The sequence below is a fragment of the Oleiphilus sp. HI0086 genome (assembly GCF_001635225.1).
Window position 1 is genome coordinate 1 of sequence record NZ_LWFZ01001029.1, and the last position, 13961, is coordinate 13961.

General features: G+C 45.2%; 15 protein-coding genes. 8 read left to right on the top strand and 7 right to left on the bottom strand.

Features of this window, described 5'->3' with window-relative positions:
* Positions 1 to 78: 78 nt before the first annotated feature.
* A complete protein-coding gene (locus A3756_RS18355; RefSeq protein ID WP_068512375.1) occupies positions 79 to 591 on the top strand; it encodes a MarR family winged helix-turn-helix transcriptional regulator in 513 nt (170 codons plus the stop codon).
* Positions 592 to 676: 85 nt separating this feature from the next.
* On the opposite strand, the gene A3756_RS18360 is transcribed toward A3756_RS18355, so the two are convergent.
* Complete coding sequence (locus A3756_RS18360) at positions 677 to 1798, bottom strand: DUF3530 family protein (RefSeq protein ID WP_068554205.1); 1122 nt, start codon at positions 1796 to 1798, stop codon at positions 677 to 679.
* A gap of 137 nt (positions 1799 to 1935) precedes the next feature.
* On the opposite strand from A3756_RS18360, the gene rpe reads away from it, so the two are divergent.
* The gene (gene rpe, locus A3756_RS18365; protein WP_068513466.1) at positions 1936 to 2607 is read left to right on the top strand and encodes a ribulose-phosphate 3-epimerase; all 672 of its coding nucleotides are present in this window, start codon (positions 1936 to 1938) and stop codon (positions 2605 to 2607) included.
* Positions 2608 to 2661: 54 nt separating this feature from the next.
* On the opposite strand, the gene A3756_RS18370 is transcribed toward rpe, so the two are convergent.
* The gene (locus A3756_RS18370; protein WP_068514453.1) at positions 2662 to 3378 is read right to left on the bottom strand and encodes a PEP-CTERM sorting domain-containing protein; all 717 of its coding nucleotides are present in this window, start codon (positions 3376 to 3378) and stop codon (positions 2662 to 2664) included.
* Positions 3379 to 3819: 441 nt separating this feature from the next.
* Between A3756_RS18370 and trpE the strand changes: the two genes are divergently transcribed.
* Genes trpE through trpC form a run of 4 tightly spaced genes read left to right on the top strand, consistent with a single transcriptional unit; the run spans position 3820 to position 7812 of the window.
* Positions 3820 to 5301: an anthranilate synthase component I gene (gene trpE / locus A3756_RS18375; RefSeq protein ID WP_068514455.1), complete on the top strand. Its 1482-nt coding sequence runs from the start codon at positions 3820 to 3822 to the stop codon at positions 5299 to 5301.
* Positions 5302 to 5312: 11 nt separating this feature from the next.
* Positions 5313 to 5891, top strand: a complete 579-nt coding sequence (locus A3756_RS18380; RefSeq protein WP_068554207.1) for an aminodeoxychorismate/anthranilate synthase component II — start codon at positions 5313 to 5315, stop codon at positions 5889 to 5891.
* A 35-nt stretch (positions 5892 to 5926) separates the two neighbouring features.
* Positions 5927 to 6961: an anthranilate phosphoribosyltransferase gene (trpD, locus tag A3756_RS18385; RefSeq protein WP_068554209.1), complete on the top strand. Its 1035-nt coding sequence runs from the start codon at positions 5927 to 5929 to the stop codon at positions 6959 to 6961.
* Between the two features lie 20 nt (positions 6962 to 6981).
* A complete protein-coding gene (gene trpC / locus A3756_RS18390) occupies positions 6982 to 7812 on the top strand; it encodes an indole-3-glycerol phosphate synthase TrpC (RefSeq protein ID WP_068514462.1) in 831 nt (276 codons plus the stop codon).
* Positions 7813 to 7816: 4 nt separating this feature from the next.
* On the opposite strand, the gene A3756_RS18395 is transcribed toward trpC, so the two are convergent.
* The 3 genes from A3756_RS18395 to A3756_RS18405 all read right to left on the bottom strand — a co-directional run bounded on the left by A3756_RS18395 (position 7817) and on the right by A3756_RS18405 (position 9952).
* Positions 7817 to 8209 (bottom strand): hypothetical protein, encoded by a 393-nt coding sequence (locus tag A3756_RS18395; protein ID WP_156490586.1) that lies wholly within the window; start codon positions 8207 to 8209, stop codon positions 7817 to 7819.
* A 97-nt stretch (positions 8210 to 8306) separates the two neighbouring features.
* Complete coding sequence (locus A3756_RS18400; RefSeq protein ID WP_068514465.1) at positions 8307 to 8669, bottom strand: histidine triad nucleotide-binding protein; 363 nt, start codon at positions 8667 to 8669, stop codon at positions 8307 to 8309.
* A gap of 23 nt (positions 8670 to 8692) precedes the next feature.
* On the bottom strand, positions 8693 to 9952 hold the full coding sequence (locus A3756_RS18405) for an FAD-dependent monooxygenase (protein WP_068513876.1): 1260 nt from the start codon (positions 9950 to 9952) through the stop codon (positions 8693 to 8695).
* 108 nt (positions 9953 to 10060) lie between these two features.
* On the opposite strand from A3756_RS18405, the gene A3756_RS18410 reads away from it, so the two are divergent.
* Complete coding sequence (locus A3756_RS18410) at positions 10061 to 11476, top strand: Do family serine endopeptidase (protein WP_068514468.1); 1416 nt, start codon at positions 10061 to 10063, stop codon at positions 11474 to 11476.
* 92 nt (positions 11477 to 11568) lie between these two features.
* Here A3756_RS18410 and A3756_RS18415 read toward each other — a convergent pair whose 3' ends face one another.
* Both A3756_RS18415 and A3756_RS18420 read right to left on the bottom strand, forming a co-directional pair.
* A complete protein-coding gene (locus A3756_RS18415; RefSeq protein WP_068554211.1) occupies positions 11569 to 12081 on the bottom strand; it encodes an aminoacyl-tRNA deacylase in 513 nt (170 codons plus the stop codon).
* Between the two features lie 385 nt (positions 12082 to 12466).
* On the bottom strand, positions 12467 to 13303 hold the full coding sequence (locus A3756_RS18420; RefSeq protein ID WP_068514472.1) for a mechanosensitive ion channel family protein: 837 nt from the start codon (positions 13301 to 13303) through the stop codon (positions 12467 to 12469).
* 144 nt (positions 13304 to 13447) lie between these two features.
* Here A3756_RS18420 and A3756_RS18425 point away from each other — a divergent pair.
* Positions 13448 to 13961 (top strand): methyltransferase (locus A3756_RS18425; protein ID WP_156490587.1); only part of this gene is annotated, 514 nt, incomplete at its 3' end.

Genomic DNA, 13961 nt, shown 5'->3' on the forward strand with positions numbered 1-13961 from the left:
AGGGATAATCTAGTTATCTTATTAGAGGGGCTTTGAGAGACCTCTGCTACTTAATACCAAGTTTATGAGGACTGTCCATTGGATCATATCGAAGAAGTTTTGGTTTCCCTTCGTCGCGTTATTCGGGCGACAGACCTCCACTCCAAACATTTAGCCAAAACAACCGGGCTAACAGCACCACAGATTCTCTTGCTGCAAACGATAAGAAATAAGGGCGAAGTGAGCATTGGTGAACTGGCACATGACATGAGCTTGAGCCAAGCTACCGTCACAACCATTCTTGACCGCTTGGAAAAGCGCGAATTTGTCTATCGAGAAAGGTCCAAGGAAGATAAGCGTAAGGTCCACGCCTACTTAACCGATGCGGGCTTAGAAGTTTTAAAGGATGCCCCCACCCCTCTCCAGGACCAATTTGCCAAACAATTTAATGACCTTCAGGAGTGGGAGCAAACGATGATTATTTCAAGTCTGCAACGCGTTGCCCAAATGATGGATGCACAGCATATTGATGCGTCTCCTGTCTTGGATGTCGGCGTGCTCGATAGGCAGGACATGGCTGGAAACTCGCCTGATGCCTATGAAGGAAAGTGATCACCTAAACGCATGTTTGGCTATGTCATGCCCTGCATTGTAATCTGTAGCGTCTATGAACTTACCGTCCAGCTACTTCGCCGACTTAACGGGAACGATTACCTACAATCATACCCGGTGCATATTTCTCAAGCCAATAACGAATTCGTCGAACCAAATTTTTCTGTGGCCCTTCAGATAAATTAAACGCATAGTCCACTTGCATATAGTTAATTGCGCCAGCCACGTTTGCCGATGCCAAGCGCGCTTTGACAGAACTTTCATCTTCCACCGAATTAACCATCTCCAAGACGGGTGGCTGGAAGTTTTGCCCTAAATGCTCTGCCAGATCGACTTGTAAAGGTTCATCAAACTCAGGGTCAACCAGTACCAGAGCAAAGCCTTTATTACTAAATGTCCCCTGCTTTTGCTTGAGATACTCAAAGGCAATGTTGGCTGAAGCGCGATAGGCTAACAAAACAATATTCTGATAGCCTTGCTGCTGTAAGTACGAAATACCAGCGTTCACGTGCGCAAGCGCTTTGTCTTGGTAGGGAATTGCTTTTAGCTGCTTTTCTTTATCGGCAAGGTCTATATCAACAGGTTTATCTGGATCAGAACTGTCTTCGGTAACTGCATCGTCTTTGTCTGCCGCTTGCTCACTTTTTTCCGCCTCACCATCTGACTTATCTTTTCCACTATCCTCGTTTTTGGCTGTCTTGTTGTTTAATGCTTCTGCCAAAGCAGGGCTTAGTTCAAGCTCATCAAATTTCTTTACTGGTAAAGCTCGCTCTGGGACTTTGTCTATGGAAGCGCCTGGTAATGAGAGCGCCAAGGTATACCAACCCGCCTCTGGAAGCCCACTGCGTACAGGCCTTATTACTTGAGGCCAGTCCGCATGCTGGCCGATACCAGGAACCAATAAAACAGCACCATGTTGTTGCGGCTTTTGAGAAGGTCTTTGTAAAGCCAGAACCTGAACACTTCCAGCAGAAGAACCACCTTCAGGTATGGGGTACTCAACATCCAGCCAAACTACTTCTTTTTGCCTCAATTCCGATATCAGGGCTTGCTGAGTCACCTTATCTAGATCTATATGTCCAACTCTAAGCGCCTCACTCTTGGTTTCACTTTCTTCTTTGCCTTCAGAGGCGTCAGGTGCATCTTCCGCCAGCACCATGCTAGAACTGAATATAAGAGTAACAAGAGCAAGGCAAAACCATTTCATATAAAAACTCATCTTAGTGACACTCGGAGGCACAAACCTATCATCAATAGGCTTAACACTTTACTTATCGGCAACTAAACTATTCGCACCAGCGCTTCTACGTTAGAATAGCGCAAATTATTAATTCCGAGGAAACCATGAGCCAATTTTTGATCGCCCCCTCTATTCTTTCTGCCGACTTTGCACGCCTAGGTGAAGAAGTCGAGAATGTTCTCGAAGCCGGTGCTGATATCGTTCACTTCGATGTGATGGATAATCATTATGTCCCTAACCTGACAATTGGCCCAATGGTTTGTGAGGCGCTTCGAAAGCACGGCGTGACAGCTCCAATTGATGCTCACCTAATGGTGAAGCCAGTCGATGATATGATCAAAAGCTTTATCGATGCTGGTGCGACCTATATCACCTTTCATCCAGAGGCTTCTGAGCATATTGATCGCTCATTACAACTCATCAAAGATGGTGGCTGCAAGGCGGGCTTAGTTTTTAACCCGGCTACCCCCTTACACTACCTTGACCATACCCTTGACCAGCTCGATATGGTTTTGCTCATGTCCGTTAACCCCGGATTTGGCGGCCAAAAGTTTATTCCTGGTACACTCGATAAACTTCGACAAGCACGCAAGTTGATTAATGATTCAGGTAAAGATATCCGATTGGAAATTGACGGTGGCGTCAATATCAACAATATAGCCGAGATAGCACAAGCTGGTGCCGACACTTTTGTTGCCGGCTCAGCCATATTCAATACCGATGACTATCAGGCAACCATCGCAGCAATGAGAGCCAAGTTAGCTGGCATTTCCTAGCCCAAACGTCATCCAAGGCGCTCAGCTTGTTGCAAAACCGAGCGCCTACTTCCCCTAACTTCGCATTTTAGCGCCCCGGCGTATTTGACCAAGTAAGAGTAACCCCAAGCCCAGCAGGCTTAAGCTGGCAGGTTCTGGTACCGATACCACATCAGGGTTTGAACCCGGCTCAGTGAATGTCGGAATATCTGGTACGACAGGACCAGAAACAATAGGCGCCTGATAAAGTTGATCGGTATTAAAAGCCCCTTGGGAAGCTTGCCCCAAGACCCAAGCAAACGCTTCAGAGCTTTCTCCTGTGCCACTTAACTGTATTGAGCTACCCAAAGCCGTAGACGGTGACTCTACAACGCCAACATCGATACTTGTGGCGCCCAAAGCTGAACCATTTGTTGCGACAAGGGAGCCTTCGTAGCTAATAAACTGTACTAAGTCGCCCAGATTATTTACCAAGGCAATACCATCATTGCCACCATTTTGCAGACCACCAGAGCCGGTAAAGGCTAACACACCATAGCCTGCCTGCTGATCGGAAAAACTACCAGATAAGTCCCATGACATATAACGTCGGCCATTATTGCCATTATAAAACTCGAGTTGCCAACCAAGTAAGTCTGTACCACTTAAGCCTGCTATTTCAACAAACTCATTTTGATCAGCCCCCTGATTATCATAGTGAAACTCATTGATATAAACAGGTAAAGCTTGAAGTGATGAGGAAGCCAATAACACAGATAGCGCCATCGTTGGGCGCTTAAGAAAGTTCTTCATTTTTAAGTCCTTTTAAAAAGTATAGAAATAGATTCTGCAAACATCCTGTTCGCATTGAGCTAAGGATTCCTAGCCCTCAATTAATATACCTGTCTTAGCAAAAAAATGTAGTCTTTTTTAGCTTAAGCAGCTGCCTTGGCTAAAATTGCTATATTTAAAGCTATGAGAGTCTCAAATAGCGAGCTAGCATGCACCCTGAGCTATTGATTCACTCACAGGCCTGAGGTAATCTGTAGGCCGTTTTATACCTATTAATTGATTAGAGTAGAGAGACTGTTCAGTGTCTACATCCGTTCATAATTTCGCAGCCCTTCGTGCGCTGCTTCCCTGCCGCTGGCGAAGCTAGCTAATTGAGCACGCGCTCGTTCAATATTTGCAGCTCCTGCGCTGTATACCGCTTCGTTTTAATTAATAGATTATGAATTTAGTTAGGAACACCCTATGACACCTGAGCATTTTTCACAACTAGCGGCTCAAGGCTACAATCGCATTCCTGTCACGCGTGAAGTCTTGGCTGACCTCGATACGCCCTTAAGTACTTATCTTAAACTCGCTAACGGCACCTATTCTTATTTACTAGAGTCTGTTCATGGTGGCGAGAAATGGGGCCGATACTCCATCATCGGTTTGCCTTGTACGCAAGTACTTAGAATTTCTGGCTCCACAGCCACACTCGAGCAAGATGGCGAAATCATCGAGCGACACGAGTGCAGTGACCCTTTAGCTTTTGTTGAGGAATTCCAAACGCGTTTCAAGGTGCCCGAAATAGAAGGCTTACCACGCTTCAATGGCGGTTTGGTTGGCTACTTTGGTTATGACACCGTTCGATACATTGAACCAAAGCTTGCTGACAGCTGTCCTGAAGATCCTTTGGGTACACCTGATATCTTGCTTATGGTGTCTGACCAGCTGGTTGTATTCGATAACCTAAGTGGCAAGTTGATACTTATTCATCATGCAGACCCTGCCACTGAAGATGCTTATCAAATAGCTCAGTCGGTACTGGATTTATTGGTTCATCGTTTACGGAATAATACCTGCGCGGAGCCGGCTCAAGAAGCCACACAAACTGACATAAAAGAAAGCGACTTTATATCTGGATTTTCTGAAGACAAGTTTAAAGACGCTGTCGATACCATTAAGGAATACGTACTCTCTGGTGACGTGATGCAAACGGTGATTTCACAGCGCATGTCGATTCCGTTTACTGCTGAGCCTTTGAATCTGTATCGCTCCTTACGCTGTTTGAATCCTTCTCCCTATATGTACTTTTTGAACTTGGGCGAGTTTCATATTGTCGGCTCATCACCTGAAATACTTGCGCGCGTAGAAGAGGGTGAAGTTACTGTTCGGCCGATTGCTGGTACTCGCAAGCGCGGCATGAATGAAGAAGAAGACTTAGCCTTAGAGAAAGACCTACTCGCAGATCCTAAAGAATGCGCCGAGCATTTGATGCTAATCGATTTAGGACGAAATGATGCTGGCCGCGTTAGTGAAATTGGCAGTGTAGAGCTCACCGATAAAATGGTGATAGAGCGCTACTCTCATGTTATGCACATTGTCTCGAACGTGACCGGCAAGCTAAAACCCGATACCAGTCCGATTGATGTATTACGCGCGACTTTCCCTGCCGGTACTCTAAGTGGTGCCCCGAAAATTCGTGCGATGGAAATCATCGATGAGCTTGAGCCGGTTAAGCGGGGCGTTTATGGCGGCGCTGTTGGTTACCTCTCATGGAATGGCAATATGGACACGGCGATTGCCATTCGCACCGCGGTCATAAAAGACCAGGTATTGCATATTCAAGCCGGTGCGGGAGTCGTTGCAGACTCGGTACCGCAAAGTGAGTGGGATGAAACCATGAATAAAGGGCGCGCTGTATTCAGAGCGGTGGCAATGGCAACTCAAGGCTTAGACGGGTAAGGAGAAAAACAATGCTATTAATGATTGATAACTACGACTCGTTTACCTACAACGTTGTTCAGTACTTGGGCGAACTCGGTGCCGATGTTCATGTTTACCGTAACGATGAAATTACCATCGAAGAAATTGAAGCGCTAAAACCTAGTAAAATTGTGATTTCACCTGGCCCCTGTACGCCAAACGAAGCCGGTGTATCACTGGCTGCCATTGAGCACTTTAAAGGCAAGCTTCCAATTCTTGGTATTTGTTTGGGTCACCAAAGTATTGGCCAGGCTTTTGGCGGAAATATCATTCGTGCCGGGCAGGTGATGCACGGTAAGACTTCAGCCATGCATCATAACGATAGGGGCGTATTTAAGGGATTGACTAACCCTTTCACCGCAACCCGTTACCACTCACTGGTTATTTGTAAAGATACGCTACCTGATTGCCTGGAAATCACGGCATGGACTGAAAACGAAGACGGTAGTGTCGAAGAGATCATGGGTGTTCGCCACAAGGAACTTGATATTGAAGGGGTTCAATTCCACCCTGAGTCAATTCTAAGTGAACACGGTCATGACTTACTTAAGAATTTCTTAGACCGATAAGATAAAACGATAAGCGAATAAAAATAGGTATACGCATGGATATTACTCAAGCTCTGGCAAAAGTCGTTGAAAACACCGACCTAGCAACCGATGAAATGCAGTCTGTCATGCAACAGATTATGACAGGCCAAGCGACAGAAGCTCAAATTGGCGGTTTCCTAGTTGCTTTGCGCATGAAAGGCGAAAGCATTGATGAAATTACCGGCGCTGCTCAGGTGATGCGAGAGCTCTCTACTAAAGTAGATATCAGCGGCGAACACTTGGTAGATACCTGTGGCACCGGCGGCGATGGTGCTAACTTGTTTAACGTCTCGACAGCCAGTGCATTTGTGGTAGCTGCAGCGGGTGGCAAGGTAGCAAAGCATGGTAACCGTAGCGTTTCTAGCAGCACTGGCAGTGCTGATGTACTCGAAGCTGCAGGCATTAATTTGTCTTTAAGCCCCGAGCAAGTACAGCGTTGTATTGAGGAAATTGGTGTTGGTTTTATGTTTGCACCAGCTCACCATAGCGCTATGAAGCATGCTATTGGCCCCCGGAAGCAGATGGCTATTCGTACCATCTTCAATATGCTTGGCCCCATGACTAACCCTGCTAACGTTGGTAAGCAAGTGATCGGCGTATTCAATAGTGCTTTGTGTAAGCCTATGGCTGAAGTATTAAAACGTCTGGGTAGCGAGCATGTACTCATCGTCCACGCGAGTGACGGCCTCGATGAGATCACTATTTCCGGCGACAGCCATGTCGCTGAACTCAAGGATGGCGTAGTCAGTGAATACACCATCAAACCAGAAGACTTTGACCTGGCGCGAGCTTCACTTGATGGCTTGGGTGTCGATAGTGCAGAACAAAGCCTAAACTTGATAAAAGCAGCTTTAGGAAAGGAACAAAGCGAGGCTGCGCAAAAAGCACGCTCAATTATTACTTTAAATGCCGGTGCAGCGATCTATGCTTCTGACCTGGCTAGTAGTTTGGCTGAAGGCGTTGAGCTGGCATCCGATGCCATTGGTTCTGGCGTAGCTTTAGCTAAATTAAATGACTTGGCGAGCTTTACGCGCGTATTTGCAGAATAACTTTATATACCGGATTCATTATGTCAGACGTTTCTTTTGGCCCAGATTCAGCCAGCGATAAAACTCCAACCATTCTGCGAAAGATTGTCGCACGCAAGTGGCAGGAAATTGAGGAAAGACAAAGCACGCTAAAGCTAGCCGACTGCAAGGCACAAGCCTTCGATCGGGATGAGACCCGCGGCTTTGTGCGGGCGATAGAATCCAAGAACGCGAACAATTTGCCTGCCATTATTGCCGAGATCAAGAAGGCATCACCAAGCAAAGGAATTATTCGAGAGGACTTTGTACCTGCCGCCATTGCCGAAAGTTATGAGAAGGCCGGTGCAGCCTGTTTATCGGTACTTACTGACCGTGATTTTTTCCAAGGCCATGAGGACTATTTGCAACAAGCTCGTGCTGCGAGCGCCTTGCCGATTATCCGTAAGGATTTTATGGTCGCGCCTTATCAGATCTACGAAAGCCGCGTTGTGAATGCTGATTGCGTGCTACTGATTGCCGCTTGCCTAACAAAAGATCAAATGCAGGAGTTAAGTGGCATCGCCCATGAAATCGGCCTGGATGTTTTGGTCGAAGTTCATAATGAAGCAGAGCTTAAAGATGCCTTAACGCTGGAAACTCGCTTAATCGGCATTAATAATCGGGACCTTCACTCTTTCGAAGTATCACTCGATAACACCTTTAACTTATTGAAGCAGATTCCCGAAGATAGGATTGTGGTCACAGAAAGCGGCATACATGCTCGAGAAGACGTGATCGCTATGCAAGAACGTGATGTGAACGCCTTCTTAGTCGGTGAAGCATTTATGCGGGCGGCAGACCCGGGTAAGGAGTTAGAGCGTTTGTTTTTTTAGGTATTTATAGGCAGTCATACTGTGACTGCCTATCAAATGATACTGAAACCATATCATAGCCATGACGAGATAGGTCTTTTATTAACTGCCTATCTGCCAAGACAGTATTACAAATCTGGTGAATACTGCCTTGAAGATCATTACTGGCAAGTCGCAAATCAAAATCCATCACTAAGTAGCGCATGCTGCCATACTCATCAGCATGCACCTGATTAACACTTTCATAGTTGATAAAGCGATACGAGCTATCGGCATTGAAGTGTGATTCCAGACGAGAAGAAAGTTCATCAGCTTCAGCAAGTGCCGCCAATGAAAACATCATGGCAAATAATACCAAGCCTTGTAGTATTGACTGTAGGCTCTTATTAGACTTTCTTTCTTCCAGGTTCCAGATCATATTTCACCACGCTCTTCGTTTAGGTAGCTCTAGTTTAACGAAGAGGGTGCTTAAATATTAGTCTGTCAGCAATGGTTTTACCCTTGTTTACACTTGCTCAGACTTTAAGCTTCTCGGTGAAAGGAGGCCAACCCAAAGGTTTACCAGCGATTAAATGCAGGTGTACGTGGTAGACGCTTTGTCCACCATATTCATTGCAATTCATCACAACACGGTAACCATCTTCTGCGAAGCCCATATCGGCGGCAATATTCTTGGCAACAAAGAACAAATGTCCAAATGTTTCCTTATCACCTTCATCCATATCGTTAATCGTCGCGATTGGTTTTTTAGGGATGATAAGCAAGTGTACGGGAGCGGTTGGCTGAATATCCTTGAATGCCAGGCAGATGTCATCTTCATAGACGATATCTGCAGGAATCTGACGATCAATAATTTTGGTAAATAGCGTTTCTGTCATTGTTTTTTCCTCGTTTGCTTCCTTTAGGCTTGAGCAAGTTTAGGCAAGTTACCTATTGCGCCCACCGCATACTGCATCACTTTATTTTTCGCAGGCCCGGAATTATTTGCTAGACCCAGGCCTATATTTCTTACCACCCTTAGCGGCAGCAACTCATTACTAAAGCCATGATAGAACATATCCATAATGCTCATCATTTTCTGGTTCTCTGGTCGTCTACTTTTTTGATAACGCTGCAGGACTTCAAGGCTAGCAATATCTTCGCCCGCTAAGTGTGCTTGCCCCAGAATTTCGATTAGCATCGCAGCATCCATAAAGCCCAGATTAACGCCCTGCCCGGCTAAAGGATTGATAGTATGTGCTGCATCCCCCGCCAATGCCACACCCTGGCGGACATAGTTAATGGCATGGGACTTAAATAAAGGGAAGCTAGCGTGCTCTACAATGCGTGTAATGGTAGGAAGCTCTGAAGGATAAGCAGCTTTGATCGTCGCTAACAGCTCCTCGTTACCCATCTGCGATAATTTGCCGACACTTTCAGGCAAGTCGTACCAGACGAGTGAGCCAAAGTGTTCCTTACCACTATCGGCCAAGGGCAAAAATGCCAAGGGTCCATGAGAGGTGAATGACTGCCAGGTAATATCTTCCTGACTGCCTTCATACGCAGCAGTGCAGACAAAAGCATGCTGCGCATATTTGTCTTTATATTGACCGAGGCTGGCTTGTTCTCGCACACGTGACTGTGCGCCATCGGCACCAATCACTACGCGCCCGCTAATGTCTCCTGCTTTTGATAGTGTCAGGGTTTTCAGCTCACCATCCAATTCCATCTCTTCAATTTTGTCTGGACAATAGACGCTAACATTTTCCAGGCCGTTCATTGCTTCATGCAAAGCGAGATGAACAATATCATTCTCAATAATATTGCCAAGATGACTCTGGCCAATCTGACTGCAATCAAACTCGGTTCTTGCCCATGTCGAGATGTCAGGCAATAAGGCAGATAGCCCCTTTTTAGCAGGCATCTCATTTACTGCTAAACGTCGATAAGGACATAAGCGTTTGCCTTCGATATATTGCCATGCACCCAGGTTTTTTAATATCTGTTCACTCGCATAGCTGATCGCCGATACCCGAATGTGAGGTGCTTCGCCTTCTACGTACGCAGGGGGTAATAGCGGGTCAATGACCGCAACTTTAAAGTTCGATCGAGCCAATCCACAGGCAATGGCAGCGCCGACCATACCGGCACCGACAATCACTACATCATATTGCTTGCTCATGCTTTTCCTCTCAGCAAATCTTTTGCAGTATTATGCAAGAACTTCCCAACAATCACACCTTTGAGCTTATAATATCGCCTGTAATACCCAGTGAAGGACAATAAAAAGATGCGTCTTAATCAATTATCAAATAATGTGTTTTTTAACTTCAAGCAATACGGTTTGACTTTGTTCATCTTGCTCAGCTTAAGTTTCTCTTTTTCACTTCAAGCCGCTGGCTTTCCGCAACGTCTGATAGAAGGAAATTCACAACCCTCTCTCGCGCCGATCATTAAGGAGTCAGCGCCAGCCGTGGTTAATATTGCGACCTATACCATTCAGCGTAAATATAACCCTTTACTACAGTCACCATTTTTTCGACATTTCTTCTCTTTTCCTGATGAAATTGAAGAGTCACGCCAAGTTCAAAGTGCTGGCTCCGGTGTAATAGTTGATGCAAAAGAAGGCTATATTCTTACCAATCATCATGTCATTGCTGACTCTAACGATATCGAAGTAAAACTTCAGGACGGGCGTCAATTCAAAGCCACCTTAGTAGGTTCCGACAAGAAGGTTGATATCGCTTTGCTGAAGATCGATGCAGAAAAGTTGTCATCTTTGAAAATCGCCGACTCTAACTCCCTAGCCGTTGGCGACTTTGTAATTGCCATTGGTAACCCCTTTGGTATTGGGCAAACGGTGACTACTGGAATTGTCAGCGCACTTGGGCGGAATGGTCTTGGCATCCAGGGGTACGAAGATTTTATTCAAACCGATGCCTCCATTAACCCCGGCAATTCAGGCGGCGCATTAATTGACCTCAATGGCAACTTAGTTGGCATCAACTCCGCCATTATCGCTCCAGCCGGAGGAAACGTTGGCATTGGCTTTGCCATTCCAACTGAAGTCAGCCAATCAGTTATGTCACAACTTATCCAGTTTGGTGAAGTAAAACGCGGCGGTATCGGTGCCCGTTTCCAAGACTTAAGCCCTGAGTTAGCTGAAGCCTTCTCGTTCGGAACACATCAGCTTAATACCTATCAGGGGGCTATTGTCAGTAGTATCGAGGATGGCAGCGCAGCAGATGATGCAGGTCTAAAGCAGGGCGACATTATTACTAAGGCAAATGGTCGGGCCATCAGGAATGCCAATGATATCCAAAACAGAATTGGACTTTCTGCAATTGGCAGAACCCTTGATCTTGAGATTATTCGCAATGGCAATAACAAAGCGCTCGAAATTGAGATCGAAGCCATACCTGTCCCGGAAATAGCTGGTGACAAAGTCTCTTCTTATTTGAGCGGAAGCCTGTTAATGGATCTCATTCCAAGTGATCAAGAAGAAGCTATTGGCATTCAGGTTAAAGAACTGAGCAATAATTCGATCGCTAAACGAGTAGGCTTTGAGCAAGGGGATATAATCTTCGCGGTCAACCGAAGCAGGATTAGAAATATTGCAGAGCTTAAGTCTTATTTGAGGCAGCGAAATGTGCAGGCATTTCGCATCCGACGAGGATACGAAGACCTGATTCTCTATGTTCGCTAGCAATTAAAAGAATAAATCCCCGAGCCGCAGTTCAGGCCGCCTGCTGTAAGGCCCGGAGATTGTAAACGGTAAACAATAGAAGGCTAGGTTTTCTACCCGGCCTTCTTCTTTAACAACCAGCTTGGCTTCTTCATACCAATCTTTGCGAAGCCCTCATTTAGCGTCATCGGATGCGCTAGTTCCATATAATCAGAGAGCTTCATTTTAATCACTTCGTGGTGATTTCCTGCTCTAAAGGCAATATCACCGGTTTCATCGAACCCTTCATACATATAGATGGGGACATCATATAAATTGCCGAATGGTGGCATAGCACCCACTTCGCATGATGGGAAACGGTCTTTAAATTCATCTTCTGTTGCCAGGGCGACCAGCTCGGTTCCCATGGCTCTCATAAATTGATCCCAGCGTATTCGACATGATGCGGGTAGCACCACCATCGACATACAACCGTCCAAATTGACCATAACGGTTTTCGCCATTTGGTCACCTTTAAGTTTAATACGTTCAGCGATCTCTTTTGCGGTATATGCTACCGAATGTTCTATTGATACGTATTGAACGTCATTCGAATCTAGATATTGCTTTAGCTGTTCAACTGGCATTTCCAGTACCTCTATAACTGCCTAACACTCGTTATTTTTGTCTTTAGTAGATCGAGACAATCGTAATTATTGCTTTGTCTCAGTCACTTCGTATTTCTGAAGCGCTATGCACAGGCAGATAGAGACCAGCAAAATTCGTTGATACTAAATTCTTTCTTAACTTCATCTTAGTCACGAACAAAGATAAGTTGAAGTAACAAAAAGTATCTTTTTATTAGCGTCGTTTATAGATGAGTTTTTTTCCAGTTTTTCAGCAGTATTATCACACTTGTTTTCATTCTTTCGCAGGTTAGGAAATACGTTTATTAATAAAAAAGGCGCTCAAAAGAGCGCCTTTTATCAGCAAAACAAATAACGTCTTAAATAACCGGCGCTAGTGCGTAGGTTATTGAACTGTATGCATATGTACGTCTTGTTGAGGGAACGGAATACTAATTCCTTGCTCATCAAACGCTTTCTTAACTGCTTCGAACATTGTGAAGTGAACTGCCCAGTAGTCCGCCGTCTTAGTCCAAACCCTAACGGTAAAGTTGACTGAACTATCCGCTAATTCAGAGATCGCAATCAAATGCTCAGGATCTTTTAATACACGAGAATCTGAAGTGATCAAGCCTTCAATAATCGCTTTCGCTTTATCAATATCATCGCTATAACCAATACCAAAAACGAAATCAACACGGCGAGTATCCAGCTGGTTGATATTAACCATACTGCTATTTGATAGGGCACCGTTTGGAATAATAACGACGCGATTATCTGCCGTTGTTAGAATTGTGTTAAAGATCTGAATTTCCTTAACGACACCAATATGGCCTTGAGCATCAATTAAGTCGCCTACTTTGAAAGGCTTGAATAGCAAGATCAAAACACCGCCAGCGAAGTTTGACAAACTGCCCTGCAATGCCAAACCAACGGCCAAGCCAGCAGCACCGAGTACTGCAACGAAAGAAGTAGTTTCAATACCAACCATTGATGCAACAGCAATCAATAGCATCATCTTGAAGATGACTGACGCCAGGCTACTGACAAACGAACCAAGCGTTGGATCCGCTTTAGACGTAAAATGCTTTTCAACCTTGCTAACAATTCGATTTATCACCCAAAGACCAATTATCAAGGTAACAATAGCCAGAACAACTTTTGGCCCGTAAAGAATTGCAGCTTCTACAGCTATATCAGCATAGCCTTCTAGCTTATCTGTAGTTTCAGTTATATTTTCCATAGTCTTCCTTTTTTACCCTAGTTTAAAAGTAACTTTATTGTATTATCTATGATGCATCGAAATGCTGTTGTTATTATTCCTCGCAGCATAAAGTAGCTACACCAAGCTGGTCAACTTAACACTGTCAATCATCATTAAAATGTCATGAATACTGTCGATACACTCAACGCTAACTTAAATAAAACTCTCGCTAAAGGTCGTGTCAAGGCGACTAAACCTCCCGCCTGCCCTGCAATCGGCCTTTATCTGTTTGACCCAGCTGTATTACAGGGCCCACTTAGCCATGACGAAGCACAGGCTGTTGTGGCCGAACCTGCCTACTGGTCTTTTTGTTGGGCAAGTGGACAGGTTTTGGCTCAGTTCATTCTGGAGAACCCGGAATATGTGCGTGGTAAGACAGTGCTAGATTTTGGTAGCGGCTCGGGTGTTGTTGCAGTCGCTGCTGCCAAGGCTGGTGCCAAAAAAGTCATAGCTTGTGATATCGACTCAGACGCTCTTGAAGCTTGTCGTGCAAATGCCGAACTCAACTCTCTGAGCTTTGACTACTCTGAAGACTTTATGGCTTTTGATGAAGAGCTCGACCTGATCACCGCGGCGGATGTACTATATGACAAAGATAATCACGACTTGCTAGATTTGTTTACCACTAAATGTCCTC

What these genes read in the sequence shown, in the direction of transcription:
- A3756_RS18400 (WP_068514465.1), bottom strand. Translation starts at nt 8,669, where the DNA reads ATGACAGAAACGCTATTTACCAAAATTATTGATCGTCAGATTCCTGCA.
- A3756_RS18415 (WP_068554211.1), bottom strand. Translation starts at nt 12,081, where the DNA reads ATGCCAGTTGAACAGCTAAAGCAATATCTAGATTCGAATGACGTTCAA.
- A3756_RS18380 (WP_068554207.1), top strand. Translation starts at nt 5,313, where the DNA reads ATGCTATTAATGATTGATAACTACGACTCGTTTACCTACAACGTTGTT.
- trpE (WP_068514455.1), top strand. Translation starts at nt 3,820, where the DNA reads ATGACACCTGAGCATTTTTCACAACTAGCGGCTCAAGGCTACAATCGC.
- A3756_RS18370 (WP_068514453.1), bottom strand. Translation starts at nt 3,378, where the DNA reads ATGAAGAACTTTCTTAAGCGCCCAACGATGGCGCTATCTGTGTTATTG.
- A3756_RS18405 (WP_068513876.1), bottom strand. Translation starts at nt 9,952, where the DNA reads ATGAGCAAGCAATATGATGTAGTGATTGTCGGTGCCGGTATGGTCGGC.
- trpD (WP_068554209.1), top strand. Translation starts at nt 5,927, where the DNA reads ATGGATATTACTCAAGCTCTGGCAAAAGTCGTTGAAAACACCGACCTA.
- A3756_RS18395 (WP_156490586.1), bottom strand. Translation starts at nt 8,209, where the DNA reads ATGATCTGGAACCTGGAAGAAAGAAAGTCTAATAAGAGCCTACAGTCA.
- trpC (WP_068514462.1), top strand. Translation starts at nt 6,982, where the DNA reads ATGTCAGACGTTTCTTTTGGCCCAGATTCAGCCAGCGATAAAACTCCA.
- A3756_RS18420 (WP_068514472.1), bottom strand. Translation starts at nt 13,303, where the DNA reads ATGGAAAATATAACTGAAACTACAGATAAGCTAGAAGGCTATGCTGAT.
- A3756_RS18360 (WP_068554205.1), bottom strand. Translation starts at nt 1,798, where the DNA reads ATGAAATGGTTTTGCCTTGCTCTTGTTACTCTTATATTCAGTTCTAGC.
- A3756_RS18410 (WP_068514468.1), top strand. Translation starts at nt 10,061, where the DNA reads ATGCGTCTTAATCAATTATCAAATAATGTGTTTTTTAACTTCAAGCAA.
- rpe (WP_068513466.1), top strand. Translation starts at nt 1,936, where the DNA reads ATGAGCCAATTTTTGATCGCCCCCTCTATTCTTTCTGCCGACTTTGCA.